Source organism: Sphingomonas gei (genome assembly GCF_004792685.1).
GTDB classification, from domain to species: Bacteria; Pseudomonadota; Alphaproteobacteria; order Sphingomonadales; family Sphingomonadaceae; genus Sphingomonas; species Sphingomonas gei.
In genome coordinates this window covers 548037-573197 of sequence record NZ_SRXT01000002.1, presented here as the reverse complement: position 1 = coordinate 573197, position 25161 = coordinate 548037, and the positions used below count along the sequence as shown (strand labels likewise).

Below are 25161 nucleotides of genomic sequence, written 5' to 3'. Positions count from 1 at the left end.
ATATCTCTCCCCGTTTGTGCTTGGGCTCAGCCTTCACCCTCGTCGACGATCGGCTCGAAGCCGCCCCAGAACATGCGCTTGCCGTCGAACGGCATGTTGGCCATGTCCGGTTTCATCCGCTCGTCGGCCATCACCTTTTCCCAGCCCAAATCGCGGGCTTCCTTCGACGGCCAGATGATCCACGAGAACACGACATTCTCGCCTTCCTCCGCGTTGGTGGCCATGAAGAAGTCGGTGGTCTTGCCGCGCGGCAAATCACTGCCCCACGCTTCGACCACGCGCGTCGCGCCATATTCCTGGAAGATCGGGGCCGCCTTAGCCGCCATCTCGCGATAGGCCTCCTTGTTTCCCTCGGGCACAGGAACGACAAATCCATCAACGTACGACATCGTCTCTCTCCTTGGTTATGCCGCAACCGGCTCGGGCTGGAAGTCGGCGAGTTGCGCGGCGAGCGCGCGCCGGAAGGCGGGGCGGGCAATGCCGCGCGCGACATAATCGGCGAGCCGCGGACGGCTCGACATCAGGTCCGCGTGATCAGCGTTGCGCAGCACCGTGACCATCGCGATGTCCGCGAGGCTGAACGCGTCGCCGAGCCATTCGCGGTCGCCCAGCGCCTTGGCCAGTCCGTCGAGCCGTTTGCCGGTGTCCTTGAGCAAGCTAGGCTTGCGCAGCTTCGCCCATTCTTCCTTCGCCGAAAAGATCTCGACATTGGCGAGTTCGAACAGCCAGGGCTCGACGCTGTTGAGCGCGGCGAACAGCCAGGCGATCGCAGTTGCGCGCGCTTGCGGGTCGCGGGGCAGCAAGCGCTCGTCGCGCTCGCCCAGATGGAGCAGGATCGCGCCGCTCTCGAACAATTGGACGTCATTATCGTGCAGCACCGGGACCTGGCCCCAGGGCTGTTCGTGGAAATAGGCGGCCGGCTTGGGCGGAATCGGGCTGATCAGCCGCATGGCATAAGCCAGCCCGATCTCCTCGCACGCCCAGCGCGGGCGCAAGTCGCGGACATAACCGCGGGCGAAATCGGGTACCCAGTTGAACCCGCTGATTTCGATCGACATGATGTCTCTCCTCAGCCTGCGGCGGCGGCGGCTTCAATCGCGGCAATGTCGATCTTCTTCATCGTCATCATCGCCTCGAAGGCACGGCGGCGGCGGTCCGCATCATCGCCGCCGAAAGCGAGCTCGATCAGGCGGCGCGGCGTGATCTGCCACGAGAAGCCCCATTTGTCCTTGCACCAGCCGCACATGCTCTCGGCACCGCCTTTGCCGACGATCGCATTCCACAGCCGATCGGTTTCCGCCTGATCGTCGGTGAGGATTTGGAACGACACGCTCTCGTTCGGCGTAAAATTCGGGCCGCCGTTCAGCGCGGCGTATTTCTGCCCGGCGAGCGTGAAATCGACGACGATCGCGGCGCCTTCGCCGGTGCTGGGATTGTCCGCCGGCGCGCGCATGACCTTGTCGACGCGGCTGTTGGGAAGCAGCGATACATAGAAATTGGCGGCTTCCTCCCCGGTCATGTTGAACCAGAGAACGGGGGTGATCTTCTGTGCCATGGTATCTCTCCTTTTCGAGGGGTCAGGCGGGTTCGTGCGCCGGGCCTTCAGGGAAGGCGGCCATCGCCGCTTCCATGTCCATGAACATCGGCTCGAAGATGTGCCCGTCGAGATCCTCGAAATTGCGGCCGTACATGAAGCCCATGTCCTGCTTCTCCCGGGTATCGCCCTTGCCGCCGGCGGCGACGGCCTTCGCAACGATCGCATCGACTGCATCGCGGCTGTCGCGCGAGATGCAGATCAGCACCTCGGTGGTCGCGTGCGCGTCGGCGATCGGCTTCGCGGTGAAGGTTTTGAAAAAGTCTTCCGACAGGATCATGAACACGATCTCTTCCGAAAGCTGCATCGCGCTCGCCAGTTCGTTGCTGAAGCGAACGTCCTTGGTGCAGCCGATCGCCTCGTAGAAGGCGGTCGACTTCGCCACGTCTTTGACTGGCAGGTTCACGAAGATCATCTGCGGCATCATTCTCTCCTGATTCATTTGATCGGGTACGTGAGCGACGGGTACCAGTCTGCACTGCGTCCTTCCGGAGTGGAGTCTAGAATCGTCCAAAGCGGCATCAGATCGGGCGCGCCGCGCGGATCCTGTCCGGGATCGGCGGTGGCGTCGTCCATCTCGCCGGCCCAGAACAGGCGAATCGTGCCGTCGCGGCGAGTGAACACCAGCAATTGCGGGATGTCGCCGCCATCGGGAGCGACCGCGTGAAAGTCGCGGCTGAAGTCCTGGCTAGTGTCCGAATAGAGCGGCAAGTGTCGCCAGCCCCGCTCCTCGGCGAACGCACGGAGCTTCTCGAGCGAAGTGCGTGCCGTCACTGCGAGCGCAACACGCTGCTGGATGTCGAGCGCTTCGCCCTCCCACGCAGAAAGCAAAGAGGTGCACATCGGGCAAGGCCGCTCGCGCTGCGGGCCGAACATCCACGTGTAGAGGACGAGCGTATCCTTGTCGCCGAACAGCTCGGCCAGCGTCACCGGCCCCTCGGCGCCTTCGAAGCTGTAGTCACGGCCGACCGCGGGCCCTGGCGGAAGCGCCCGCCGCTGTTCGGCAACGCGCTCGATATGACGGCGAAGTTCGATCTCCTCGACCAGCAGCGCGGTGCGCGCCTCGCGATATTGGGCGCTCTCGCCCGCCCATTGCGCCTCGCAGCGCGCGGCAAGCACATCCGCCGGGGGCGGGATCGTTTCGACCGTCATGCAAACCTCCGCTTTCGCATTGTCGCGAATCGCTTTCTTGATCTTGATGCGCGATATGGTTACAAAAAACAACTATGGAGTCACAAAAAATAACTACTAGTGATTTTAGCAAGATGCGCCGCTGGTATCGCGACGCGTGCGGGACGGCGCTGGCGATGGATCTGATCGGCGAGCGATGGGCGTTGCTGATCGTGCGCGAACTGCTGCTCGGGCCGCGGCGTTTCGGCGAGATCCGCAGCGCGCTGGACGGGCTCAGCGCCAACATCCTCACCCAGCGGCTCGAGGGTCTGGAAAAGGCCGGCATATTACGGCGACGGGCCCTCCCCTCGCCCGCTAATGCGCAGGCCTATGAGCTCACCAAATGGGGCCGTGCACTCGAGGAGCCGATCTTCGCGCTGAGCCGCTGGGCGGCCGGATCGCCCGCGCACGACGTGACGATGCCGCTGAGCAACACCGCATTCATGCTCTCGCTGCGCACGATGATGGACCGCAAGGTCGATACCGCTTTCGCGCCTGACATCGGCTTCCGAATCGGCGGCGAGCCGTTTCGCGCGCAGATCGTCGGCGGCTTGCTAGAGATCGAGCGACGCGACCCCGATGGCGCGGAGGTCATCTTCGCCGGGGAACCGACTAAGCTGGCGGCCACCTTCTACGGCCGCGCCCTGCTGGCGGAGTCGATGCGCGAGGGCCGGGTTAGCGTGACGGGCGATTCCGTGCTCGGCCAGCGCTTCGTCGACCTGTTTGGTCTTCCCGTCTTCTCCAACGACTGATAGGCGGAGGCCCCCTGCGCTTTGACGTTGCGGTGCGGCATAGGCCTCACTAACGCGCCAGGCGTTCCTGCAGGAAGCGACGATGGCCGACATCCCCAACACCCAGCCCGACAGCCGCGAGACGACGATTCTCGACGCCCCCGACAAGATGGTGAAGGTGCGCGACCTGTTCGGCATCGACATTGACATGGAATGCCCCGCGTTCAGCGAGGCCGACGAGCGCGTCCCCGACCTCGATCCCGCCTATGTGTTCGACGCCGACACGACGCTCGCAGTGCTCGCCGGCTTCGCGCACAATCGCCGCGTGATGATCCAGGGCTATCACGGCACCGGCAAGTCGACGCACATCGAACAGGTCGCCGCGCGGCTCAACTGGCCATGCATCCGAATCAATCTCGACGCGCATATCAGCCGCATCGACTTGATCGGCCGCGACGCGATCGTGCTAAAGGACGGCCAGCAGGTCACCGAATTCCGCGAGGGTCTGCTGCCCTGGGCGATCCAGACCCCGACCGCGCTCGTGTTCGACGAATATGATGCGGGCCGGCCCGACGTGATGTTCGTGATTCAGCGCGTGCTCGAGACCGAGGGCAAATTGACTCTGCTCGACCAGAATCGAGTGATTCGCCCCAACCCCTACTTCCGCCTGTTCGCGACTGCCAACACGGTGGGCTTGGGCGACACCAGCGGGCTCTATCACGGCACCCAGCAGATCAACCAGGGCCAGATGGACCGCTGGAACGTGGTGGTGACGCTCAACTATCTCCCCGCGGCGGTCGAAGCACAGATCGTGCTCGCCAAGTCGGGGGAATATGACAAGCCAGGCGGCAAGGAGACGGTGGAGAATATGGTCCGCGTTGCCGACCTGACCCGCAAGGGCTTCATCAACGGCGACATCTCGACGGTGATGTCGCCCCGTACGGTGATAACCTGGGCGCAGAACGCGTTGATCTTCGGCGATGTCGGCTTCGCCTTCCGCCTGTCGTTCCTCAACAAATGCGACGAGGCCGAGCGCGCGCAGGTCGCCGAATATTATCAGCGGGTGTTCGGCAAGGACCTGCCCGAGAGCGTGGTCAACAAGTCGGCCTAAGCGAGTTTTCTTCCAAAGGTGCGCGGAGCCGGCATTGCCGGTCCGGCCACCACCTCGCTCTGCCCGCCTTCCAGCTCGCGTAGCCGCGCGGCGACTCGCTGGTCGAACGACGCTGCATTGACTTGGTCGGACACGTCGCCGCCCGACGCGATCGCCGCGGCCGCACGCTTGCGCAGGAACTTGCGTATTCCGAACACAAATATCCCGCCGATCAGCAGCATCGGCAGGAAGAAGGCGCCGGCCCAGCCAACGCCGACCTGGGCCGCCCCGCTCGACCTCGCCGCTTTGGCGTCGCCAGCCCCCCGCTCTCGCGCCATTTTCCGCACCCGTGCGCGAAGCTGTTCGGTGGTTTCGCCCGGCAGCCGCTCGATCTCGTTGGCGCTCTTCGGCCTGGGCACATCCGCGAGGCTCTTGGTGGAATAGCTCGCGCGATAGGTGGCGGTTGGATCCATTCCAAGCTCGACCGTGAGCATCGTAAGTTCGGCCCCGCCCAGCTTGACGTAGCGATCGCCGTTATAGAGCACGAAGCTCGGCTCCTTGGGATAGACCCCCATCCCGTTGCGGACCTGATAGAAGGCGCCGAGATCGTAATATTTGCCGTCGTGGAAATAGGTGCCGGTGTCGGGAAGGTCGTAGACCTTGTCGATCTTCTCGGCATAGCCGCTGCTGCCACCGAATCCGCCGAAGCTGCCGAAGCGGATGCGCCGCCGCGCGTCGGCCGGCTCGGCCAGCGCGACAGACAATGTGGCGACGCCGATGATCGCCAGAACGAACTTGCCCCTCGTCCGCATTCTTGCCTCCCAAGGCCGATCTGCCGCAGTTTGCGCGCGACGGGTTAGCATTTGGCTAACCGGCCGACGCCAGCGCGTTGCCCGCTTGCATCCTGCCCCCCGTTCCCCGCAAAGACAGATATGGCTGTCGATTCTCCACTCGAGCGTTTGCGCAACGTGCTGGGCGGCGCGGCGCGCGCCCTTTCAGGCGAGGCCGAGGCCGAGCTCTCCTTCACGTCCGAGGCGCCGCGGCAGGACGGACGCAGCATCAAGGTGCCGCTGCCGTCGCGCAGCCTTCCGCCCGAGCAGGTCGCCGAAGCGCGCGGTTTTTCCGACGGTTTCGCGCTGCGGATGCGCCACCACGATACCGCCCTGCATCTGCGCATCGCGCCCAGCGAGCCGGTGGCGCGCGCCGTCTTCGACGCAGTCGAGGCCGCGCGCGTCGAGGCGCTCGGCTCGCGCGGCTATGCCGGGATCGCCGACAATCTCGAGCACTCGCTGAACGTGAAGCTGCGTTCGGACCCGATCGCCCGCGCGCGCAATCGCGAGGAAGTGCCGCTGTCGACCGCGCTCGGCCTTATGGTCCGCGAGCGGCTGACCGGGCGCGAGGCCCCGGCCGGAGCGGCGATGGGCATGGCGCTGATCCGCGACTGGATCGAGGATCGCGCCGCCGCCGATCTCGATGCGCTCGCGCTGACCATCGACGACCAGCGCGCCTTTGCCAGCCTCGCCACCAAATTGCTCCAGGATCTCGAGTTGGTCGAAGGCGACATGATCCCCGACGAAGCCGATGAAGGCGGCGGCGAGGACGAAGGCACCGACGATCAGGACGAAGCCGGCGACGAGGAGGGTGACAGCGAGGCCCAGCAAGGCGACGGTGAAGTCGAGGCGCGCGGCGAACAGCGCGAATCGGACCAGACCGAGGAGGGCGAAGACAGCCAGTCCGAAGCGATGGACGATGGCGACGGCGAGCCCGGCGACGATGGCGAGGAAGGCATGATGCCGGTCCGCCCCAATCGCCCGTGGAGCGACTTCCCGCCGCAATTCGAATATCGCCCCTACACCACCCAGTTCGACGAAGTGATCGCCGCAACCGAGCTGTGCGACGCCGAAGAGCTCGATCGGCTCCGCGCCTATCTCGACCAGCAGCTCGTCCACCTCCAGGGCGCGGTGACCAAGCTCGCCAACCGGCTCCAGCGCCGGCTGATGGCGCAGCAATCGCGCAGCTGGGATTTCGATCAGGACGAAGGGATGCTCGATGCCGCGCGGCTGGCGCGCGTCGTGGTCAATCCGATGCAGTCTTTGTCGTACAAGATCGAGCGCGACACCGAATTCCGCGACACCGTGGTGACGTTGCTGATCGACAATTCGGGATCGATGCGCGGCCGGCCGATCTCGATCGCAGCGATCAGCGCCGACATCATGGCGCGCACGCTCGAGCGTGTCGGCGTCAAGACCGAGATCCTCGGCTTTACCACGCGCGCCTGGAAGGGCGGTCAGGCGCGCGAGAAATGGCTCGCCGAGGGGCGCCCGGCCCAGCCCGGCCGGCTCAACGACGTCCGCCACATCGTCTACAAGCAGGCCGACGAGCCCTGGCGCCGCGCCAAGAAGGCACTCGGGCTGATGATGCGCGAGGGACTGCTCAAGGAGAATATCGACGGCGAGGCTTTGCTCTGGGCGCACCAGCGGATGATCGGGCGGCCCGAGGAGCGCAAGATCCTGATGGTGATCTCGGACGGCGCGCCGGTCGATGATTCGACGCTGTCCGTCAATTCTGGCTCCTATCTCGAGCGCCACCTTCGCCAGGTGATCGGCTGGATCGAGTCGCGCTCGCCCGTCGAGCTCGTCGCGATCGGCATCGGCCACGACGTGACGCGCTATTACAGCCGCGCCGTGACGATCATGGATGCCGAGCAGCTCGCCGGCACGATGGTCGAGCAGCTGGCGGCATTGTTCGACACCGAATGAAGGTCGATCCGCCCCCGGGCGGGTTCGTCGGGCCGGTGAAGCGTTCGGTTACGATCGCCGGGCATCAGACGTCAATCAGCCTCGAGCCGCTCTTTTGGGAAAGGCTGGAAACTGCAGCCGTCCGCTACGCGCTGCCGCTCAATGCCTTGATCGCCGCGATCGACCACGCCCGCATCCAGGCCGAAGACCCGCCCAATCTCGCCAGTGCACTGCGCACTTGGCTGCTGGTCGAACCCGATCCGATCGCGAACTTGCGACAAAGTTGAGAACCAGTCGCATTATCATTGACACTGCGAACGGCTCGCAATAGGCGAACGCGTAACGAACCACAGGGGGATTTTCGTGACGCGTTCCATGCCTGCCGCATCTCCGGCCTTTCTTGCGCTCGCCTGTGTAGGCTTCATCGCCAGCGCGCCGGCTCATGCGGGCCCCGACGGGCCTGATGCGGACAATGACGCACAGGATCAGAACCAGGTCACCGTCACCGGTCAGCGCCAGGAACTCGACGGCCCTAAGGCGACCGCCAAGCTCGTCAACACGCCGCGATCGGTTGTCGTCCTTCCCGCCGAAGTGATCGAGCAGACCGGATCGGCGAGCCTGGCCGACGCGCTGCGGACCGTTCCCGGCATCACCTTCGGCGCGGCCGAGGGCGGCAATCCCATCGGCGACCGCCCGTTCATCCGCGGCTTCGACAGCCAGGGCAGCAGCTTCGTCGACGGCGTCCGCGACGTCGCTGCGCAGACCCGCGAGGTATTCGCGATCGAGCAGGTCCAGATCGTCCGCGGCTCGGACTCGACGCTCGGCGGGCGCGGCAGCGCCGGCGGCTCGATCAATGTCGTCACCAAGCTTCCGGTCGCGGGGAGTTTCGTCAAGGGATCGGCCAGCTTCGGCACCGCCGATTACAAGCGCGCCACGCTCGACGTGAACCAGCAGCTCAGCGACACCATCGGCGTACGGTTGGCGGCGATGTGGCACGATCAGGATGTCGCCGGGCGCGATGCGATCTACTCGCGCCGTTGGGGCTTTGCGCCTTCGCTCACCTTGGGCCTCGGCACCGACACCCGGTTGACCATCGCTTATTATTACCTCGAGAGCCACGAACTGCCCGACAGCGGCATCCCGTTCCTCTACACCCTCGCCAACGCGCCCGGCACCGGCGAGATCTATTCGGAGCCTGCGCTCGGCGACATCACCACGATCGCGGGCGTGACCGGCCATGTCGATCGCAGCACCTTTTACGGTCTCAAGTCGCGCGATTTCCGCGATGCCACCACTAACCAGGCGACGGTGCGTTTCGAGCATGATTTCGGCAACATCACGCTGCGCAACAGCGCCCGCTACAGCCGCAACGATCAGGCCTATATCTTCCTGCTGCCCGACGACAGCCAGGGCAATGTCTTCGGCACCGCGACGACCAACCCGACCACCGGGGCGGCGGGCACGCGCGGCGACGTGCTGACCGGCGGCTATGTCTGGCGGCGCGGCAACACGCGCTATGGCTATGTCGAGGCGCTGACCAACCAGACCGACCTTTACGGCAAGTTCCAGACCGGATCGATCACCCACAGCTTCGCGATCGGCACCGAAATCAGCTGGGAGAAGTCGCGCCGCGGCACCTTCGTCTCGCCGAATGGCTCCACCATCAGCCCACGCTGCAACGCGGCGACCATCGCCCGTTATTATTGCACCAGCCTGTTCAATCCGAACCCCAACGATCCCTGGGTCAATTACGCTAGCGACACCTCCAACGTGGCGACGCCGATCGTGAAGGGCGCCCGCACAGCCGAGACCCAGAACGATGCGCATACCCTGTCGGCCTATGCCTTCGACTCGATCACGCTGCTGCCGTCGCTGATCCTGAATCTCGGCGGGCGCTACGACCATTTCACGAGCCGGGTGACCCCGCCGCTCGTCGCCGGTGCGACCGGCACCTTCACACTGGAAAAGGACAACAAGCTGTTCAACTGGCAGGCCGGGCTCGTCTTCAAGCCGACCGCCAGCACCAGCCTGTATGCCAGCTACGCCACCGCCGCGACGCCACCCAACAGCGTGCTCGGCGAAGGGCAGGAGGGCAACGGCCTGGGCACGACCAACACCGCCCTGGCGCTCGCGATCCTCGATGCGCTGAAGGTGGAAAAGACTAAATCGTACGAAGTCGGCGCCAAGGCGGCCTTGTTCGACGAACAGCTGTCGCTCACCCTCGCCGCTTTCCAGACCGACACCGACAATGCCCGCGTTACCGGTCCGAACAACAACATCGAGTTCATCGGCAAACGCCGTATCCGCGGCGTCGAATTCAACTTCAACGGCAACGTGACCAAATGGCTCACCGTGTTCGGCGGCTACACCCATCTCGACCCTAAAATCGTCGATGGCGGCTTCACTGCGCTCACTGCCCCCGCGATCATGGCCGGTACCGTGACCATCCAGCCGGCCAGGCCGGTGCTGGTCCCCTCGGTCAATACCGGCCGCCAGGCGACGCAGACGGCAAAGGACAGCTTCACGCTGTGGGCCGACCTCAAGCCGACGAGCCGTCTCAGCGTGGGCGGCGGCGCATTCTATACAAGCCGCGTGTTCGGCGGCTACCAGGACAATCGCAGCGCGACCCAGACCGCGGCCGGCGTCGTCACGGTCAATCCGGCGACCAAGGTCATCCTGCGCACGATCCCCGAATATTGGCGCTTCGACGCACGGCTGGGCTACAAGATCAGTGACCAGGTGGATCTGAGCGTCAATGTGAACAACCTCACCGACAAGACCTATTTCACTCAGGCCTATACCTCGCATTATGCCGCGATCGCGCCGGGCCGCTCGGCCTTCGCGACGATCGGGCTCAAGTTCTGACCCCTTGAGCGACACGCTCGACCATATCTCCCCCCAGGAGATCGTCGCTCGCCTTTCCGGTTCGCCGGAGGAGCGGGCGGCGTTAATTCGCGAAGGCGCTGAAGTGGGCGTGGCCGAGGCGCAGGCAGTCTATGGCCAGATGCTGCTCGATGCGGGCGACGCACCCACCGGCTTCACCTGGTTCAACAAGGCGGCGGCACAGGGGCATCTGATGGCGCTCAACATGGTCGGACGCTGCTACGATCTCGGCTGGGGCGTTGCGGTCAACAAGCCGCGCGCCGCCGAATGCTTCCGCATCGCCGCGACCCGCGGGCTCGATTGGGGCATGTACAATTACGCGACCGCGTTAGCGCTCGGCGACGGGGTTGCCGAGGACAAGGCGGCGGCGCTGAGCTGGTTCGAAAAGGCGGCCGCAACGGGCAACGCCAAGGCGGTCAATTATATCGGCAGCTTCCACGAGGACGGCTGGGTGGTCCCGCGCAACATAGCCAAGGCCGCCGATTGCTACGCGCGCGCCGCGGAGGGCGGCGATTTCCGCGGCCAGTTCAACCATGCCCGCATGCTCGCCGAGCGCGGCGAGATCGAAGCGGCGCGGGACTGGCTGGCGCGGTGTGGCAAGACAGCGACCCCTGCCTTTGCCGCCAAGGCGCGGTTGTGGCTTCGTAACTCGCACTGGCCCGAACTCGAGCGCGCGCTGCCATGATGATCGCGATTCCCGACCTGCTTTCGGCCGACGATCTGGTGCGGTTGCGCGGCATCATCGACGGTGCCGAATGGGTCGACGGCAATGTAACGTCGGGGCAGCAGTCGGCGCTCGCCAAGCAGAATGAGCAGCTGCCCGAGAGCAGCCCCGCCGCCCGTGAGGCCGGCGCAATCGTCCTCGAAGCGCTCGGCCGCTCGCCTTTGTTCTTCGCCGCGGCGCTGCCGCTCAAGGTCTTCCCGCCCCTGTTCAACCGCTACGGCGTAGGCCACACCTTCGGCACGCATGTCGACAATGCCATCCGCATCCAGCGCGGCACCGAATTCCGCATCCGTAGCGACCTCTCGATCACGATCTTCCTCGAGGACCCCGCCGCCTATGACGGCGGCGAACTGGTGGTCGAGGATCATTTCGGCGTCCAGCGGGTCAAGCTGCCCGCGGGGGATGCGGTGCTCTATCCCTCGTCGAGCCTGCATCATGTCACCCCGGTGTCGCGCGGCGTACGCATCGCTTCCTTCTTCTGGCTCCAATCGATGATCCGCGACGATGGCAACCGTCGCATTCTGTTCGACCTCGATCAGGCGGTCCAGCGGCTGACGGGGCAGCTCGGCGGAGCGGATCGCTCGGTGATCGAGCTGACGGGGGTGTATCACAACCTGCTGCGGACTTGGGCGGACGCTTAGCCGCGAACGGACTCGGTTTCGTCGATCAGGTCAGCATCGCCATGAGCGCCGGCGACAGCACCTCACGGGTCCTCTCCCCTTCGCGCACCACCATCTGCATCGCTAGCCCCTCACGCCCGGCCACGCCAAGCCCCGCCTCCGGCCCCAGCACCGTCAGGCCCGTTGCCCAGGCATCCGCCAACATGCATACCGCGTGCAGCACCGTCACCGACGCCACATTGTTGTCTAGCGGCATTCCCGTTCGCGGATCGAGCGTATGGGCGAAGCGCCGCCCATTCGCTTCGAAGTATCGGCGATAGTCGCCTGAGGTCGCGATCGACAGCCCGTGCAGCGCCACGCGGATCGGCGCCACCGCGGCGCCGGGCACCTGCTCGACATCGACCCACCAGGGCTGCCCATCGGGCTTGACACCTTCGCCGCGCAATTCGCCTCCGACTTCGACGAGGAAATCGGCGAGGCCGAGCCCGCGCAGGCGTTCGGCGACGGCATCGACGGCATAGCCCTTGGCGATGCCGGAGAAATCGAGCGCGGCGGGTGTGGTGCGGCGGGCACGTGCGCCGTCCTGTTCGATATGGCGATGGCCCGATCGACCAAGCCCCTCGGCAACCGCGGCGGCGTCAGGCATTGGCTTCGCCCCACCCGGCCCGAAACCCCACAGATCGGACAGTGCCCCCATCGCCGGATCGAACGCAGCGTCGCTCGCTTTGGCAACTCGGAGCCCGGCCGCGAGGACGTCCACGAACCCACGCGACAGCGGCTGCCACCGGCCCGGTTCGGCCCGGTTGAAACGGCTCAGGTCCGAGCCGGGCTCCCAGTGGCTCATCTCACCGACGACGCGGGCGAGAACGCCCTCGATCTCGGCGCGAAGCTGAAGCTCACCGGGCGGGTCGACGGCGCGGACCGACCAGTGCGTCCCCATCGTCGCGCCGTCCAGACGGACGAGCGGGGCCCCCGCACGGCGACGATGAAACGCCGCCGGCGAGAGCCCCGCCGGAATCGCGATCCTGGCTTCGGTCAGGGAGCGAGCACCTCGACCGTCGTGACGTAGCTCACCCGGCGCTGCGGCGGGCCGGACGGACGGCCTGCGCCCTGCGGACCGCCGGCGCCGGGGGCACCTGCGCCCGGTCCGGGCCCTTCCTCGCGCGGACGGTTCGGCGTGACGTTGACCCAGTAAAGACCGGGATCGGGCCAGTTGATCGAGACCTTGCCATCGGCGCCGGTCTTGAGGTCCTGCTGCTTGAGATTGTCGCGGTAGCGGATGCCGCCCGGGATCACCGTGACGAACAGATTCGGCGCGGGCTTGCCGTCGAGCAGGAACTGGAAGGTGGCGGCCTCGCCGACCACGAGGTCGTTCGGGTGCGTCACCGGCACCAGCTCGATACCCTTGCCGCTGGTCTTGAACACCGTATTGGTCGGCGCGCCCTGCGTCACGAAGATCTCGTTGCGGCTGACGCTTTCGGAGGTCTGCACGTCGGTCGCGCCCGCGGGGATCACGCTGGCAAGCTTGTCCACCGTAGTACCGCGCGGGATCATCTTGCTCTCGCCGTTTAGCTTGTAGCTGCCGAACACATTCTGGCTGAGCGCACCGATCTTGTAGGTGCCCTGCTGAGTCAGATGCACGTCGAAGGTCGCGCGGAACTTGCCGATCGAATGGTTCTCGACCGTGCCTTCGGTGCCGTCGGGCTGGGTCACAGTCGGCACGACGCGGATCGGCTGGTGATCGAAGAAGAACAGGTCGTTCGACACTGCGGCGTCGACGGTCACCCAATTGTCGGCGCCCGAGACGGTGGTGGACGAGGCGATCATCCACATGCGGTGGGCGAGCGCCGCGGGCGCGGCGAGCGCGACTACCGCGCTGGCTGCGATGAGTGTCGTGCGAATGTTCATGATGCTTTCCCCGTTAACGCTTGAGCGTGAGCGACACGGCGCCGAGCTCGGTCGAGCCCTTGCCCGCGGCGGCCGCCGAATTTCCGTTCCAGGCGAACGGCAGGCGGACGAGCTCGCGTCCACCGACTTCCCGTGCCGCCTCGACCACAAGGGTGTAATTGCCCAGGCTGAGCGCCGGCATGCCGCCGCGCCCGCCTATCAGACGGACCTTCTGGGGCCCCGGCGCGCGCGTCGCGCCGCTGACGCCGTCAGCCGGAAAGGTCATGCCGCGGCCCGCGGCGCGCCACCATTGGCGGATGTCGCGCAGCCATTTTGTGCCCTCGCCGCCACGCTTGTCGACATCGTACCACACCTGGATCGTGCGCGGCGCCACGCCCTCTTTCTCGAGCCACATCGCGACATAGGGCCGGTGATATTCGGCGACGTTCAGCTTCGGGATGGTGACCGTCAAGTCGAGCGTCTGGCCCGCCGCCGGGCCAGCGACGAGCGCGCCGGCCCCCAGGGCAGTGAAGCTAAGACCGGTCAGGCGGATCTGCATGGCGAATCCCTTAGTGGATGAAGAAGATGGCGAGCGCGGCGGGCACGATCAGCCCCAGCGCGACGAGCGGCCAAGTGCTCTTCCGGTGCTTGGAATGCAGCCACAGCAGCACCAGACCGGTCAGCGAGAAGATCACGCAAGCCAGCACGAAGAAATCGATGAACCATTTCCACACGGTGCCGGCGTTGCGGCCCTTGTGAAGGTCGTTGAGATAGGCAATCCAGCCGCGCGAGCTGACTTCGCTGGTCACTTCACCAGTCTCGCGGTCGATCGAGATCCAGCCGTCACCGCCGGGCCGCGGCTGCGCGAGATAGAGCGTGTCGGCCGACCATTCGGCATCGCCCGCGGTCGGCATCTGCAGCTTGTCGCCGACGAATTTAGCAACGTCCGCGGGGAGCGGCTTCTTGCTGTCGGGCGCGTCGTCGGGCTTGACCTGCGCAAGCAGCGTCGGCGGCAGCTGCGCCGCGCGCTCGACCGACTTGGGACTAGCCTCGATATCGGCGGCGTGGTTGAGGGTGAAGCCCGTGATCGCGAACAGCAGCAGCCCGATCAGGCTCATCGCCGAGCTCATCCAGTGCCACATATGGAGCTGCTTCAGCCAGAAGCTCTTCCGGCTGCGCTTCACCTTGGCCGGCGCTGCTGTGGTACCATGCATGGAGATGAGCGGACTCTAACAATCAGGAGCGCCGCGGATAACGCGAACGATTCGCAATTGCAACGTAATGCCGACACGAAAGCGTTCGTTCGAGTCCTCAGCTCATCTTCCTTTTGCGAAAGCAGAGCCGCGATCAAGGTGAGGCGATCGCGCGTGCCTCTCACGGACCAAAGGTCACACCGGGCTCACACTATCGAGCATGGCCAGCGACAGACTGGCCATGCCGCACTTCACGCAGGTCCGGCCTTACGCGCCTTGGGTTCCGGTCGGCATTCCTATTATCAAAGAGCGGCCGCCACGGGGCAGCGCGTCCATTCCAGCAAACGAAATCCTACATTGCGAAAGCACGAGCACCGGTTAGCCCAATACCCGAGACACGAACTTCGCGCCCAGCTCGATGCCCGCCGGATCTACGCCATGGCCTAGCCCCGGACTCACATGGCCTTCGAGCGGAAACTCCAGCCGCTCCAGTTCGGCATGCGCGTGGCGATACGCGCTGAGCGGCACGACGGTGTCGGCATCGCCGTGCACCAGCAGCACGGGTGGCTTGCTGCGCACGTCCGCCGCGTCGAGCGACGGACCCGCTATCATTCCCGAATAACCGAGGATGCCCGCGAGCGCGCGTTCGCGGCGGATGCCGGCATGCAGCGCGATCATCGTGCCCTGGCTGAAACCGACCAGCACCATCCTGCTCTCGTCGAGGCCATGCTCGGCAAGGAGGGCATCGAGATAGGCATCGAGCACGGGCGCGGCACGCAGCGCTCCGGCGGCGAGCGCGGGCCGGCCGAGGTCGTGGAGGCCCCACCATTGATAGCCACCGGGCGCCCCGGGGCAGGGTTCGGGAGCGTTGGGGGCGACGAACAATGCGTCGGGAAGCACCTGGCGCCACATCGGCGCGAGCGAGATCAAATCGGCGCCGCTCGAACCATAGCCATGGAGCAGCACGACGATCTGCTTGGGGGGACCGCCGGACGGGGGCACGAGGCTCGGGCCATTCAATTGCTGCATATCGGAATCCTCAGCCGAGCGGATAGAGCGCGCCGGCGACCCAGCGCAGCTCGGCGCGAAGCACGCCCCAAGTGCGCGCGGCGGCGCGGCTGTCCATCGGTTCGATGCCGATGCCGCGGGCGCCGAGTGCCTTGACTAGGGCAAGCGGGGGGCGGGCGAGCGTTTCGCCGGTACCGAGCAGCAGGAATTCGGGCTGCGGATCAAGCGCGAGCAACGGCGCGAGATCGGCTTCGGTCAGTTCGGCGAGCGGCGGCGGCGACCAGCCATCGGCGCGCTGGGGGCTGATCAGCAGGCCCTCATAGACGCCTTCATCGACGCGGAAGCCGCGCCCCGAGAAACCGGAGATCACCGGTCCCTCGGCGCTGCGGCGCTCCATCTTCATCCTTCGCGCGGGCCGACGCGCTCTGCGTTGCTCGCGGCTTTACGGTCCTCGCGGAAGCCGGGCTTGAGGCCGAGCGTGATCAGCAGCGAGGACGAGACATAGATCGACGAATAGGTCCCGACGACGATGCCGAGCATCATCGCCGCGGTGAAGCCCTGGAGCACGTGGCCGCCCCAGATCAGCAGCGCCGCGAGCGCGAGCATGATCGTCAACGAGGTCATCACCGTTCTAGGGAGGGTCTCGTTGACCGACAAGTCGATCAGATCGCCCATCTCCATCTTGCGGAACTTGCGCATATTCTCGCGGATTCGGTCGTCGATCACCATCTTGTCGTTGATCGAATAGCCGATGATCGTGAGCACCGCCGCGACGATGTTGAGGTCGAACACGAACCCGGTCAGCGCGAAGAAGCCCAGGGTCATCAGCACGTCGTGGATGATCGCGACTGCGGTCGAGATGCCGAACTGCCATTCGTAGCGGAACCACGAGAAGATCGCGATGCCGACGATCGCGAGGATCACCGCGAGCACGCCGTTCTGGACCAGCTCGCCCGACACCTTGCCCGAGACGGTGTTGTAATTGGAGAAGGTCGCGCCGGGGAACTTGGCCGCCAGCGCCGCCTTGACCTTCTCGACCATCTGGTCGGTCGCCGCGGGATCGGTCGAGTCGGGGCTCGGCAGGCGGATGGTGACGGTGTTGGTGCCCCCCAATCGCTGGAGCACTACCTCGCCGACGCCGAGCTCGTTGACCGTCGCGCGCACTTCGTCGTCGGGCGGCGGGGCCGACGTGAACTTCTCTTCGATCGACACGCCGCCGGCAAAGTCGACGCCCATGTTGAGCCCGCGGGTAAACACCAGAGCCAGCGCGGCGATGGTGAGCAAAGCCGTGATCGCGAAGGCGATGTGGCGGACGCGGACGAACCCGATATTGGTGTTGTCCGGGATGATCTTGAGGAGCCGCATGGTTCGGGCGTCCCTTAAATGTGGATTTCGCTGGGCCGGTTACGGCGCAGCCAGATCGTGACGAGCATGCGGGTGAACACCACTGCGGTGAACACCGAAGTCGCGATGCCGATCAGCAGCACCACCGCGAAGCCGCGCACCGGGCCCGAGCCGAGGATCAGCATGATGAAGCCGGCGATCGCGTGGGTGACGTTAGCCTCGAAGATCGTCCGGCTCGCTTCCTTATAGCCCAATTCAACCGCCTGGATCACGCTGCGCCCGCGTCGTCGCTCCTCGCGGATTCGCTCGTTGATCAGCACGTTGGCGTCGACCGCGGTGCCGATGGTGAGCACGAAGCCGGCGATGCCGGGCAAGGTAAGCGTCGCGGTGAGCATCCCCATCACCGCGAGGATGACGAGCACGTTGATGATCACCGCGAGCGTCGCGTAGAAGCCGAAGCGGCCATAGGTCAGGATCATGAAGGCGATGACCGCGACCACCGCGATGATCGACGCAGTGACGCCCGCGCGGATCGAATCGGCGCCGAGCTCGGGGCTCACCGTCGATTCCTGGACGATCTTGAGCGGCACCTTGAGCTTGCCCGACCGCAGTGCGATCGCGAGCTCGTTGGCGCTCTGGACGGTGAAGCCGCCGTTGATCACGGCGCTGCCGCCGAGGATCGGCTCGTTGATCCGCGGCGCCGAGATCACGACATTGTCGACGATGATCGCGAAGGGCTTGCCCGAATTCTCCTGGGTGACCTTGGCGAAGCGCCGCGAGCCGGCGCCGTCGAGCTGGAGCGTAACGCCCGGCGCGCCGGTCTGCGGGTCATAGCTTTGCGAGGCGTTGACCAGCATGTCGCCGGTGATCATCACTTGGCGCTGGACCGCGATCTGCCCGCCGCCTTCGGCATAAGGCAGCAGCATCGATCCCGGCGGGGCCACGCCCGGCTGGGTGGCAGTGGTGTCGACGAGGCGGAATTCGAGCTTGGCGGTCTTGCCGAGCAGATTCTTGAGCGCAGTCGGATCGTTGAGGCCGGGGACCTGGACGACGATGCGGTTACCGCCCTCGCGCACCACGGTCGGCTCGACCGTGCCGAGCGCGTTGATCCGGCGCTCGACGACTTCGCGGGCATCGCCCATCGCGGTGTCGATCGCCTGGCTGAGCCCGGCCTGGGTAGGGGTCAGCACGAAGCGGCTGGTATCGACGACCGCAATATCCCATTCGCGCTGGCCGGTGGTGCCGACCCCGCTGCCGGTGATGCTCAGCAATTTCTCGCGCGCCGCGTCGACTTTAGACGAGTCGCGCACCATGAAGCTGAGCTTGCCGCCCTGGACCGAGATGTCGCCGATTTCGACGCGGGGATCCTGGCGCATCGCGCTGCGGACCTGCTCGCGCATCTGCTCGACGCGCGATGCGGCGACGTCCTTGGTATCGCCCTCGAGCAGCAGATAGGAGCCGCCAGCGAGATCGAGGCCGAGATTGATCGCCTTCTGCGGGATCCATGAAGGCCAGGTCGCGCGCACGCTCTTGGGAACGAGGCTCGGCACGGCGAGGAGCACCATCAGCGCGATGCCGATGGTGATCGTCAGGACCTTCCAGCGGGGAAAATCGAGCATCTCAGTCGTTCGCGGGCTTGGCGCCGCCCAGCGGGCGCACTTCGGCGAGAGTCGCCTTGATCGCGCGGACCCTGACGTTGGTGCCCAGCTCGATCTCGACTTCGGTCTCGTCGACCTTGGTGACCTTGCCGATCAGCCCGCCCGCGGTGACGACGGTGTCGCCCTTCTTCACGCCGCCGACTGCGTCCTGCAGCGACTTCATGCGCTTTTGCTGGGGACGGATCATCAGGAAGTAGAAGACCACGAAGATGAGGACGAGCGGCAGCAGCGAGACGATCGCGCCGGTGGTGCCTCCGCCGGATGCCGCGCCGGCGGTCTGTGCATATGCTGGGGTGGCGAACATGGGTTTGCGGAGCCTGGATTTGCGGGGCGCGGAACGGCCCCGTTCAAGCGGCGCGCGCTAACATGGCGTACAAAGCCGTGCAACTATTGTCGCTGTGCCTTGCATCCCGCGCCGGACCGGAATAGAGGCCGCGCCTTGGTCGGGGCGTAGCGCAGCCTGGTAGCGCATCACACTGGGGGTGTGGGGGTCGCAGGTTCGAATCCTGTCGCCCCGACCAGAATTTCCGAGAATGACGGCGAGCCTCGCGCAGACGCTAGCGCCGCGCCCACCCCAAATCGGCCATCACCGGAAAGTGATCCGAAGTCTGCACCGCGCCGCGATGATCGGTGATCGTGACGGCGCGCCTGGCCACGAAGCCGCGTGTGAAGATCCAGTCGATCCGCCGGTCCGCCGTGCCGGTGAAATTGTGGAAGGTCTTGTCTGGGCCCTCGCGCTTCGGCGCGTGCGTCCAGGCATCCTGCAGCCGCGTGCTCAGCGTCCGGTACGTCCCGCTTCCGGGAATGGTGTTGAAGTCGCCCGTCAGCACCACCGGCAGATCGCCGGCCATCGCCTTGATCCGCGCCAGCACCAACGCCGCGCCCTTCTCGCGCGCGGCCTCGTCCTGTTCACGGTGCGGCAGATGCGTGTTGAAGGCGTAAAAGCGCCGCTTCCCGTGAATCGTCTCGAACAGGCCCCAGGTCGCCAGCCGCGGCAAATCCGCGCCCCAGGCCGAGCTGCCCACCGTTTCCGGCGTGTCCGACAGCCAGAAATTGCCCGATTCGATCAGCTTGAGCCGGTCGGCCCGGTAGAAGATCCCCATATGCTCGTCTTCGTCGCCGCCACGCCGGCCGACTCCGAACCACCTATAACTCTTGAGCTTCTGGGCGAGATAATCGCCCTGCACCTTGAGCAGCTCCTGCGTGCCGAACAGATCGGGCGCGGCCTTTTCGAGCATCGCCGCGGTCACTTCGCGGCGATTGTCCCACGCATTCACGCCATCTGCCGGGTTGGCGTAGCGGATATTGAAGGTCATCACCTTGAGCGGAGCCTGCGCCCAGGCCGGAGCCCCCGCGCACAGCAGCATCACCCATACCAGTCGCACGATCAAACGCATCGCTTACCCCCCTTTGCGCAACCCGAATGGCTCCCCATATCGCCGCCCTATGAATGATAACAGCAACGCGTGGCACGGCACGACCATTCTCTCCGTGCGCAAATCCGGCAAAGTGGTCATCGCGGGCGACGGGCAGGTTTCGGCGGGCAATACCGTGATGAAGCCCAATGCCCGCAAAGTGCGTCCGCTTGGTGACGGCAAGGTCATCGCAGGCTTCGCCGGCGCGACCGCCGACGCCTTCACCTTGTTCGAGCGGCTCGAATCCAAGCTCGAACGCCACCAGGGCCAGCTGCTGCGCGCCGCGGTCGAGCTCGCCAAGGACTGGCGCACCGACAAATTCCTCCGCAACTTGGAAGCGATGCTGATCGTCGCCGACAAGGACATCACGTTGGTGGTCACCGGCAACGGCGACGTGCTCGAACCCGAGGGCGGCGTCGCGGCGATCGGCTCGGGCGGCAATTTCGCGCTCGCCGCGGCGCGGGCATTGGTCGATTACGAGACCGACGCCGAGAAGATCGCGCGGGCTGCAATGAAGATCGCCGGCGAACTCTGCGTCTACACCAATGACCGGCTGACCGTGGAGACGCTGGACAGCGCGAATTAAACGTCATCCCGGCAAAAGCCGGGATCTCCCAGTTATCAAACGTGCGCTCGCCGCACGCGATCCCGGCTTCCGCCGGGATGACGAGAATGGATCAATGAACGACAACCTCACTCCCAAAGCCATCGTCGCGGCGCTCGACGCCCACATCATCGGCCAGCACGACGCCAAGAAGGCCGTCGCGGTCGCGTTGCGCAATCGCTGGCGCCGCCAGCAGCTCAGCGCCGATCTGCGCGACGAGGTCACCCCGAAGAACATCCTGATGATCGGGCCCACCGGCTGCGGCAAGACCGAGATCAGCCGCCGGCTCGCCAAGCTCGCCGACGCGCCGTTCGTCAAGGTCGAGGCGACCAAGTTCACCGAGGTCGGCTATGTCGGCCGCGACGTCGAGCAGATCGCCCGCGACCTGGTCGAGGAAGCGATCCGCCTCGAAAAGGAGCGCCGGCGCTCGGCGGTCAAGGACAAGGCCGAGGAAGCCGCGATGGGCCGCCTGCTCGATGCGCTGACCGGCAAGGATGCCAGCACCGCGACGCGCGAGGCATTCAAGCAGCGCTTCCACGACGGCGTGCTCGACAATACCGAGATCGAAATCGAAATCGAGCAGGCCCCGACCATGCCGTTCGACATTCCCGGCGGCGCACCGCAGATGATCAATCTCGGCGAAATGATGAAGGGGCTTGCCGGCACGCCGCTCAAGCGGCGCAAGCTCAACGTCCGCGCGGCATGGGACAAGCTCGTCGACGAAGAGGCCGACAAGCGCCTCGACCAGGACGAGGTCAGCCGCCAGGCGCTCGCCGATGCCGAGGCCAACGGCATCGTCTTCCTCGACGAGATCGACAAGATCGCCGTGTCGGACGTGCGCGGCGGATCGGTCAGCCGCGAAGGCGTCCAGCGCGACTTGCTGCCGCTGATCGAAGGCACCACGGTGGCGACCAAATACGGGCCGATGAAGACCGATCACATCCTCTTCATCGCCAGCGGCGCGTTTCACGTCGCCAAGCCGAGCGACCTGCTCCCCGAGCTCCAGGGCCGCCTGCCGATCCGCGTCGAACTGAAGGCACTGACCGAGGAGGATTTCGTCGCGATCCTGTCGGACACCAAGGCCAGCCTCGTCCAGCAATATGCCGCCTTGCTCGGCACCGAGGGCGTGCAGATCGATTTCACCGACGACGGCATCCGCGCTGTCGCGAAGATCGCGGCCGAAGTGAATAGCGAGCTCGAGAATATCGGCGCCCGCCGGCTCCAGACGGTGATGGAGAAACTGCTCGAGGAAGTCAGCTTCGACGCCGAGGACCGCGCCGGCACCACGCTGGTGATCGACGCCGCCTATGTCGACAAGCAGCTCGCTGCGATCGCCCGCAACACCGACCTGAGCCGCTACGTGTTGTGACCGTCCCCCTCCCTTTCCGGGAGGGGAGCGGCTACTCCTTCACATACGGCGTGAATTCCCCGAACCGGCAATAGGCCCCCGGGATCCGGCTTCCCGGGTCGACCGGACGGAACAGGTCGTTCTTGCAGATCTGCGAGCCATGCAGTTCGACGACGAGGATGTCGTATCGATCGAGTGACGGGCAGTCGGCCGCGAGGTCGTTGCGCCACACGCGCTTGCCGTCGCGGTACAATATCGTCCGCGAATCGACGATCTGCGGCCCGTTGACGCTCGACGGCGAGGAAAGGCAATTCTGCGGCTTGCCTGCGATGCGGTCTTTCAGCGCTTCGGAAAGATCGCGCTGTCCCTCGGCCTGCCGCGACGCCTGGAGCTCGGCATTGCCGGTGCACCCGGCCAGCGCCGGCATGGCGATCGGAAGCAGCACGGACAGGGTTCGGCGGATCATCTCGGTCTCTCCTCATGCCCCGCCTGAGAGCATAAACCGCTCAGCCGCGAAAAGCATCCTTGGCGGCGCGGCGTTCCGCCAGAATTTCGACGCTGGCGGCGCGGAGGAACGGATTGGTCGCGCGTTCGAGCGCGATCGTCGTCGGCACCGTCGCCTCGCCCGCCGCCCGTGCGCGATCGACCTCGGCCATCCGCGCGACGATCTCGGGGTTGCCGGGCTCCGCGACCAGCGCGTAGCGGCCGTTGGATTGGGTATATTCGTGCGCGCAATAGACGATCGTCTCGGGCGGCAACGCGCCCAGCCGCTGCATGTTGGCGAACATCTGCGCCGGCGTCCCTTCGAACAGCCGCCCACAGCCCATCGCGAACAAGGTATCGCCGACGAACACCGCGCCGTCCGCGGCGAAATGATAGGCGATATGCCCCGCGGTGTGCGCCGGGACTTCCATGACCGTCGCGACATGCTCGCCCAGCCGTACCACATCGCCCTCCCCGACCAATTGGTCCGCAGTCGGGATCTTCGCCCCCTCGCCCGCAGGTGCGATCACCGTGCAGCCGGTCGCCGCCTTGATCGCGGCGTTGCCGCCGGTGTGATCGGGGTGCCAATGCGTGTTCCAGATCGCCGAGATGCGCCAGCCGCGTGCCTCTGCCGCGGCGAGCACCGGCTCGGCCTGCGCCGGATCGACCACCATCGTCTCGCCCGAGGCGGAGTCGTGGACCAGCCAGATATAATTGTCGCTGAGCGCGGGAATCCGGACGATATCGAGCATGGCACTAAGTTAGGTGTCGGAACGCGGCCGCGCCAGCCTCAGCTGGTGACGCGGCTGCGCGCAATCTTCTGCGTGCCTTGCTTGATCGCAGTGCGATTGCATTTGGACAGGTCGACCGGCTCGGGTTCGATGCACATCGGCGTGCCCGGCACCACGCCTTCGAAGCGCCGGCTCTCGCCCTTGGGGATATCCCCGCGCAGCGGAGTCGCCGTCGCGAAGGCGACATGGCATAGCCCACTGCTCGTATCCACGCACTGCACCGTCGCCGCGCTCGACTCGGCGCGGAGCGATACCGACAGCGCCGAGCGCTCGCCGCCGCCGCACCCGCCGAGCAGCAGCGCGGCCAACCCAGCAACACCCAAACGCACCATACTCGCCTCCATGTGTATTATTAATATAATACACTAGCGACCGAGCGTTGCAAGCATCTCTTCGCCCAGCAATCGGGTCAGCGCCTCTGCCGGCATCGCCCGTGCGAGCGATGCCGCCTGTCCCGCCCATAAAGGCGAATAATCCGCCCGCCCGTCCGCTTCCGCCGCCGCGCGCAACGAGGCGAGCGCGGTCGCCGCATGCGGGAATGCCGGCGCGACCGGCGAGATCGGCCCGAGCGCGTCGATCAGCCGATTGCGGAAGCCGCGCGCCTCGCGCCCGGACAGCACATTGGTGAACAGCGTCTCGGCCTCGCTGCACAGCAGCGCTCGATGCATCGCTGACGCCAGGCTCTCGGGCGTGGCGAGATAGGCAGTGCCCAATTGCGCGCCGCTCGCGCCCAGCATCAGCGCCGCAGCGACGCCGGCGCCATCGATGATCCCGCCCGCGGCGATCACCGGAATGTCGACCGCGCGAACCACGCGCCGCACCAGCGCGAGCGTGCCGACCGGGCGATGTCCTTCGAGGAACCAGCCGACATGCCCGCCCGCCTCGCTTCCTTGCGCGATCACGGCGTCGCAGCCCTGCCGTTCGAGAAACCGCGCCTCATCGACCGTCGTCGCATTGCCGAACACTTTCGCCACCGCCTTGACCCGCGCGCGCAAGGCCGGCGCCGGCAGCCCGAAATGGAAACTGACGATCTCGGGCCGCAGCGCCTCGACCGCCTCGCACAATGCCTCGTCGAAAGGCCGCCGCAGCCCTGCCGCGCCCGCTGGCGGCGCCACCCCTTCGCGCGCATAAAACGGCGCGAGCGCGCTCCGCCACGCGGCATCGTCCGGGGCTTCGTCGAGTTCGTGGCAGAAGAAATTGAGGTTGAGCGGCCCGTCCGCCGCGGCGCGCACTTCGGCGACCTGCGCTCGCACTTGCGCCGCATCGAGCAGCGCGCAGGGTAGCGATCCCACCGCCCCGCCCCGCATCGCCGCGACCGCCAGTGCCACTCCACCCGCCCCCGCCATCGGCGCCTGCACGATCGGCACCGCGGCGCCGGTCAGTGCGCGGAAGCGGGCCGCCGGGTCGTTCACCAGCTGCCGGTGTTCGGCATCGACGCCCAGGGTTCGGCCGGCGCCAGCGGCTCGCCCGCCTGGAGCAATTCGATCGAGATGGCGTCGGGGGTCCGCACGAACGCCATGTGCCCGTCGCGCGGCGGCCGGTTGATCGTCACCCCGCCGTCCAGCAGCCGCTGGCAAGTCTCGTAGATATTGTCGACACGATAAGCGAGGTGCCCGAAATTGCGCCCGCCGCCATAGGCTTCGGGTTCGCTGCCATCCTCGGCGGGCCAGTTGTAGGTCAACTCGACTTCGGCATTGGCGCGCTTGCCCGGACCGTTCGAATCCTCGGGCGCGGCGAGGAAGATCAGTGTGAACCGCCCCTTCTCGCTCTCCATCCGCCGCACTTCCTGCAAGCCCAGCAGCTCGAAGAAGCGCACCGTCGCCTCAGGGTCGGTGACGCGGATCATCGTGTGGAGATACTGCATGGAGGCTTCCTGTCGC

30 protein-coding genes and 1 tRNA gene are annotated in these 25161 nt (G+C 66.0%); 10 read left to right on the top strand and 21 right to left on the bottom strand.

Features of this window, described 5'->3' with window-relative positions; genetic code table 11:
- Positions 1 to 26: 26 nt before the first annotated feature.
- Genes E5A73_RS06640 through E5A73_RS06620 form a run of 5 tightly spaced genes read right to left on the bottom strand, consistent with a single transcriptional unit; the run spans position 27 to position 2746 of the window.
- Positions 27 to 389, bottom strand: coding sequence for a DUF1428 domain-containing protein (locus E5A73_RS06640; protein WP_135962996.1), 363 nt, complete (start codon positions 387 to 389; stop codon positions 27 to 29).
- Between the two features lie 15 nt (positions 390 to 404).
- Positions 405 to 1058 (bottom strand): glutathione S-transferase family protein, encoded by a 654-nt coding sequence (locus tag E5A73_RS06635; protein WP_135962995.1) that lies wholly within the window; start codon positions 1056 to 1058, stop codon positions 405 to 407.
- Positions 1059 to 1069: 11 nt separating this feature from the next.
- Complete coding sequence (locus E5A73_RS06630) at positions 1070 to 1555, bottom strand: VOC family protein (protein WP_135962994.1); 486 nt, start codon at positions 1553 to 1555, stop codon at positions 1070 to 1072.
- A gap of 22 nt (positions 1556 to 1577) precedes the next feature.
- Positions 1578 to 2018: a VOC family protein gene (locus E5A73_RS06625; protein WP_135962993.1), complete on the bottom strand. Its 441-nt coding sequence runs from the start codon at positions 2016 to 2018 to the stop codon at positions 1578 to 1580.
- 14 nt (positions 2019 to 2032) lie between these two features.
- The gene (locus E5A73_RS06620; RefSeq protein ID WP_135962992.1) at positions 2033 to 2746 is read right to left on the bottom strand and encodes a DUF899 family protein; all 714 of its coding nucleotides are present in this window, start codon (positions 2744 to 2746) and stop codon (positions 2033 to 2035) included.
- 74 nt (positions 2747 to 2820) lie between these two features.
- Between E5A73_RS06620 and E5A73_RS06615 the strand changes: the two genes are divergently transcribed.
- Together E5A73_RS06615 and cobS are read left to right on the top strand one after the other, a co-directional pair.
- The gene (locus E5A73_RS06615) at positions 2821 to 3516 is read left to right on the top strand and encodes a winged helix-turn-helix transcriptional regulator (RefSeq protein WP_135962991.1); all 696 of its coding nucleotides are present in this window, start codon (positions 2821 to 2823) and stop codon (positions 3514 to 3516) included.
- Positions 3517 to 3598: 82 nt separating this feature from the next.
- A complete protein-coding gene (gene cobS, locus E5A73_RS06610; protein ID WP_135962990.1) occupies positions 3599 to 4606 on the top strand; it encodes a cobaltochelatase subunit CobS in 1008 nt (335 codons plus the stop codon).
- On the opposite strand, the gene E5A73_RS06605 is transcribed toward cobS, so the two are convergent.
- Positions 4603 to 5397: a hypothetical protein gene (locus tag E5A73_RS06605; RefSeq protein WP_135962989.1), complete on the bottom strand. Its 795-nt coding sequence runs from the start codon at positions 5395 to 5397 to the stop codon at positions 4603 to 4605. The two genes, cobS and E5A73_RS06605, sit on opposite strands and share 4 nt — an antisense overlap.
- Positions 5398 to 5517: 120 nt before the next feature.
- Here E5A73_RS06605 and cobT point away from each other — a divergent pair, with 120 nt between their 5' ends.
- The 5 genes from cobT (at position 5518) to E5A73_RS06580 (ending at position 11571) form a co-directional block, all read left to right on the top strand.
- Entirely contained in the window at positions 5518 to 7344 is a 1827-nt protein-coding gene (gene cobT / locus E5A73_RS06600) for a cobaltochelatase subunit CobT (RefSeq protein WP_135962988.1), read from the top strand.
- On the top strand, positions 7341 to 7610 hold the full coding sequence (locus tag E5A73_RS06595) for a ribbon-helix-helix domain-containing protein (RefSeq protein ID WP_135962987.1): 270 nt from the start codon (positions 7341 to 7343) through the stop codon (positions 7608 to 7610). Before cobT ends, E5A73_RS06595 begins: the two co-directional genes overlap by 4 nt.
- 88 nt (positions 7611 to 7698) lie before the next feature.
- Positions 7699 to 10188 (top strand): TonB-dependent receptor, encoded by a 2490-nt coding sequence (locus E5A73_RS06590; RefSeq protein ID WP_135962986.1) that lies wholly within the window; start codon positions 7699 to 7701, stop codon positions 10186 to 10188.
- 4 nt (positions 10189 to 10192) lie between these two features.
- Complete coding sequence (locus E5A73_RS06585) at positions 10193 to 10891, top strand: tetratricopeptide repeat protein (RefSeq protein ID WP_240700061.1); 699 nt, start codon at positions 10193 to 10195, stop codon at positions 10889 to 10891.
- The gene (locus E5A73_RS06580; RefSeq protein ID WP_135962984.1) at positions 10888 to 11571 is read left to right on the top strand and encodes a Fe2+-dependent dioxygenase; all 684 of its coding nucleotides are present in this window, start codon (positions 10888 to 10890) and stop codon (positions 11569 to 11571) included. Before E5A73_RS06585 ends, E5A73_RS06580 begins: the two co-directional genes overlap by 4 nt.
- 25 nt (positions 11572 to 11596) lie before the next feature.
- Here E5A73_RS06580 and E5A73_RS06575 read toward each other — a convergent pair whose 3' ends face one another.
- The 9 genes from E5A73_RS06575 to yajC all read right to left on the bottom strand — a co-directional run bounded on the left by E5A73_RS06575 (position 11597) and on the right by yajC (position 18944).
- Entirely contained in the window at positions 11597 to 12490 is an 894-nt protein-coding gene (locus E5A73_RS06575; protein ID WP_135962983.1) for an FAD:protein FMN transferase, read from the bottom strand.
- Between the two features lie 95 nt (positions 12491 to 12585).
- Positions 12586 to 13458 carry a DUF4198 domain-containing protein gene (locus E5A73_RS06570; protein WP_206366401.1) on the bottom strand — a complete coding sequence of 291 codons (873 nt, stop codon included), beginning with the start codon at positions 13456 to 13458 and terminating at the stop codon, positions 12586 to 12588.
- A 13-nt stretch (positions 13459 to 13471) separates the two neighbouring features.
- Entirely contained in the window at positions 13472 to 13996 is a 525-nt protein-coding gene (locus tag E5A73_RS06565) for a DUF2271 domain-containing protein (protein WP_135962982.1), read from the bottom strand.
- 10 nt (positions 13997 to 14006) lie between these two features.
- Complete coding sequence (locus tag E5A73_RS06560) at positions 14007 to 14651, bottom strand: PepSY-associated TM helix domain-containing protein (RefSeq protein ID WP_135962981.1); 645 nt, start codon at positions 14649 to 14651, stop codon at positions 14007 to 14009.
- Positions 14652 to 15008: 357 nt separating this feature from the next.
- Positions 15009 to 15659: an alpha/beta hydrolase gene (locus E5A73_RS06555; RefSeq protein ID WP_135962980.1), complete on the bottom strand. Its 651-nt coding sequence runs from the start codon at positions 15657 to 15659 to the stop codon at positions 15009 to 15011.
- Positions 15660 to 15669: 10 nt separating this feature from the next.
- A complete protein-coding gene (locus E5A73_RS06550) occupies positions 15670 to 16041 on the bottom strand; it encodes an Mth938-like domain-containing protein (protein WP_135962979.1) in 372 nt (123 codons plus the stop codon).
- Entirely contained in the window at positions 16038 to 17003 is a 966-nt protein-coding gene (gene secF / locus E5A73_RS06545) for a protein translocase subunit SecF (protein WP_135962978.1), read from the bottom strand. The genes E5A73_RS06550 and secF overlap by 4 nt, the downstream gene beginning before the upstream one ends.
- Before the next feature lie 14 nt (positions 17004 to 17017).
- Positions 17018 to 18601 carry a protein translocase subunit SecD gene (gene secD, locus E5A73_RS06540; RefSeq protein WP_135962977.1) on the bottom strand — a complete coding sequence of 528 codons (1584 nt, stop codon included), beginning with the start codon at positions 18599 to 18601 and terminating at the stop codon, positions 17018 to 17020.
- Between the two features lies 1 nt (position 18602).
- The gene (gene yajC, locus E5A73_RS06535; protein ID WP_135962976.1) at positions 18603 to 18944 is read right to left on the bottom strand and encodes a preprotein translocase subunit YajC; all 342 of its coding nucleotides are present in this window, start codon (positions 18942 to 18944) and stop codon (positions 18603 to 18605) included.
- A 140-nt stretch (positions 18945 to 19084) separates the two neighbouring features.
- On the opposite strand from yajC, the gene E5A73_RS06530 reads away from it, so the two are divergent.
- A tRNA-Pro gene (locus E5A73_RS06530) sits at positions 19085 to 19161 on the top strand.
- A 36-nt stretch (positions 19162 to 19197) separates the two neighbouring features.
- Here the strand turns inward: E5A73_RS06530 and E5A73_RS06525 are convergent.
- Positions 19198 to 20037, bottom strand: coding sequence for an endonuclease/exonuclease/phosphatase family protein (locus tag E5A73_RS06525; RefSeq protein ID WP_206366400.1), 840 nt, complete (start codon positions 20035 to 20037; stop codon positions 19198 to 19200).
- Between the two features lie 49 nt (positions 20038 to 20086).
- On the opposite strand from E5A73_RS06525, the gene hslV reads away from it, so the two are divergent.
- Both hslV and hslU read left to right on the top strand, forming a co-directional pair.
- A complete protein-coding gene (gene hslV / locus E5A73_RS06520) occupies positions 20087 to 20641 on the top strand; it encodes an ATP-dependent protease subunit HslV (protein WP_135962975.1) in 555 nt (184 codons plus the stop codon).
- 94 nt (positions 20642 to 20735) lie between these two features.
- Positions 20736 to 22028, top strand: coding sequence for an ATP-dependent protease ATPase subunit HslU (hslU, locus tag E5A73_RS06515; RefSeq protein WP_135962974.1), 1293 nt, complete (start codon positions 20736 to 20738; stop codon positions 22026 to 22028).
- A gap of 31 nt (positions 22029 to 22059) precedes the next feature.
- Here hslU and E5A73_RS06510 read toward each other — a convergent pair whose 3' ends face one another.
- Genes E5A73_RS06510 through E5A73_RS06490 form a run of 5 tightly spaced genes read right to left on the bottom strand, consistent with a single transcriptional unit; the run spans position 22060 to position 25145 of the window.
- Positions 22060 to 22473, bottom strand: a complete 414-nt coding sequence (locus E5A73_RS06510; RefSeq protein ID WP_240700060.1) for a hypothetical protein — start codon at positions 22471 to 22473, stop codon at positions 22060 to 22062.
- 40 nt (positions 22474 to 22513) lie between these two features.
- The gene (gene gloB, locus E5A73_RS06505) at positions 22514 to 23242 is read right to left on the bottom strand and encodes a hydroxyacylglutathione hydrolase (protein WP_135962973.1); all 729 of its coding nucleotides are present in this window, start codon (positions 23240 to 23242) and stop codon (positions 22514 to 22516) included.
- Positions 23243 to 23280: 38 nt separating this feature from the next.
- Positions 23281 to 23613, bottom strand: a complete 333-nt coding sequence (locus tag E5A73_RS06500) for a hypothetical protein (protein ID WP_135962972.1) — start codon at positions 23611 to 23613, stop codon at positions 23281 to 23283.
- Positions 23614 to 23646: 33 nt separating this feature from the next.
- A complete protein-coding gene (locus E5A73_RS06495) occupies positions 23647 to 24693 on the bottom strand; it encodes an NAD(P)H-dependent flavin oxidoreductase (protein ID WP_240700059.1) in 1047 nt (348 codons plus the stop codon).
- Positions 24690 to 25145 (bottom strand): VOC family protein, encoded by a 456-nt coding sequence (locus E5A73_RS06490; protein WP_135962971.1) that lies wholly within the window; start codon positions 25143 to 25145, stop codon positions 24690 to 24692. The genes E5A73_RS06495 and E5A73_RS06490 overlap by 4 nt, the downstream gene beginning before the upstream one ends.
- Positions 25146 to 25161: the final 16 nt, after the last annotated feature.

Excerpts from the sequence above, each read along its gene's own strand:
- E5A73_RS06550 (WP_135962979.1), bottom strand. The coding sequence starts at position 16,041 with ATGAAGATGGAGCGCCGCAGCGCCGAGGGACCGGTGATCTCCGGTTTC.
- E5A73_RS06510 (WP_240700060.1), bottom strand. The coding sequence starts at position 22,473 with ATGATCCGCCGAACCCTGTCCGTGCTGCTTCCGATCGCCATGCCGGCG.
- secD (WP_135962977.1), bottom strand. The coding sequence starts at position 18,601 with ATGCTCGATTTTCCCCGCTGGAAGGTCCTGACGATCACCATCGGCATC.
- yajC (WP_135962976.1), bottom strand. The coding sequence starts at position 18,944 with ATGTTCGCCACCCCAGCATATGCACAGACCGCCGGCGCGGCATCCGGC.
- E5A73_RS06640 (WP_135962996.1), bottom strand. The coding sequence starts at position 389 with ATGTCGTACGTTGATGGATTTGTCGTTCCTGTGCCCGAGGGAAACAAG.
- E5A73_RS06500 (WP_135962972.1), bottom strand. The coding sequence starts at position 23,613 with ATGGTGCGTTTGGGTGTTGCTGGGTTGGCCGCGCTGCTGCTCGGCGGG.
- cobS (WP_135962990.1), top strand. The coding sequence starts at position 3,599 with ATGGCCGACATCCCCAACACCCAGCCCGACAGCCGCGAGACGACGATT.
- E5A73_RS06590 (WP_135962986.1), top strand. The coding sequence starts at position 7,699 with ATGCCTGCCGCATCTCCGGCCTTTCTTGCGCTCGCCTGTGTAGGCTTC.
- E5A73_RS06625 (WP_135962993.1), bottom strand. The coding sequence starts at position 2,018 with ATGCCGCAGATGATCTTCGTGAACCTGCCAGTCAAAGACGTGGCGAAG.
- cobT (WP_135962988.1), top strand. The coding sequence starts at position 5,518 with ATGGCTGTCGATTCTCCACTCGAGCGTTTGCGCAACGTGCTGGGCGGC.
- gloB (WP_135962973.1), bottom strand. The coding sequence starts at position 23,242 with ATGCTCGATATCGTCCGGATTCCCGCGCTCAGCGACAATTATATCTGG.
- hslV (WP_135962975.1), top strand. The coding sequence starts at position 20,087 with ATGAATGATAACAGCAACGCGTGGCACGGCACGACCATTCTCTCCGTG.
- E5A73_RS06575 (WP_135962983.1), bottom strand. The coding sequence starts at position 12,490 with ATGGGGACGCACTGGTCGGTCCGCGCCGTCGACCCGCCCGGTGAGCTT.
- E5A73_RS06635 (WP_135962995.1), bottom strand. The coding sequence starts at position 1,058 with ATGTCGATCGAAATCAGCGGGTTCAACTGGGTACCCGATTTCGCCCGC.
- E5A73_RS06615 (WP_135962991.1), top strand. The coding sequence starts at position 2,821 with ATGGAGTCACAAAAAATAACTACTAGTGATTTTAGCAAGATGCGCCGC.
- E5A73_RS06580 (WP_135962984.1), top strand. The coding sequence starts at position 10,888 with ATGATGATCGCGATTCCCGACCTGCTTTCGGCCGACGATCTGGTGCGG.
- E5A73_RS06565 (WP_135962982.1), bottom strand. The coding sequence starts at position 13,996 with ATGCAGATCCGCCTGACCGGTCTTAGCTTCACTGCCCTGGGGGCCGGC.
- E5A73_RS06605 (WP_135962989.1), bottom strand. The coding sequence starts at position 5,397 with ATGCGGACGAGGGGCAAGTTCGTTCTGGCGATCATCGGCGTCGCCACA.
- E5A73_RS06560 (WP_135962981.1), bottom strand. The coding sequence starts at position 14,651 with ATGCATGGTACCACAGCAGCGCCGGCCAAGGTGAAGCGCAGCCGGAAG.
- hslU (WP_135962974.1), top strand. The coding sequence starts at position 20,736 with ATGAACGACAACCTCACTCCCAAAGCCATCGTCGCGGCGCTCGACGCC.
- E5A73_RS06525 (WP_206366400.1), bottom strand. The coding sequence starts at position 20,037 with ATGCGTTTGATCGTGCGACTGGTATGGGTGATGCTGCTGTGCGCGGGG.
- E5A73_RS06620 (WP_135962992.1), bottom strand. The coding sequence starts at position 2,746 with ATGACGGTCGAAACGATCCCGCCCCCGGCGGATGTGCTTGCCGCGCGC.
- E5A73_RS06630 (WP_135962994.1), bottom strand. The coding sequence starts at position 1,555 with ATGGCACAGAAGATCACCCCCGTTCTCTGGTTCAACATGACCGGGGAG.
- E5A73_RS06490 (WP_135962971.1), bottom strand. The coding sequence starts at position 25,145 with ATGCAGTATCTCCACACGATGATCCGCGTCACCGACCCTGAGGCGACG.
- secF (WP_135962978.1), bottom strand. The coding sequence starts at position 17,003 with ATGCGGCTCCTCAAGATCATCCCGGACAACACCAATATCGGGTTCGTC.
- E5A73_RS06595 (WP_135962987.1), top strand. The coding sequence starts at position 7,341 with ATGAAGGTCGATCCGCCCCCGGGCGGGTTCGTCGGGCCGGTGAAGCGT.
- E5A73_RS06555 (WP_135962980.1), bottom strand. The coding sequence starts at position 15,659 with ATGCAGCAATTGAATGGCCCGAGCCTCGTGCCCCCGTCCGGCGGTCCC.
- E5A73_RS06570 (WP_206366401.1), bottom strand. The coding sequence starts at position 13,458 with ATGAACATTCGCACGACACTCATCGCAGCCAGCGCGGTAGTCGCGCTC.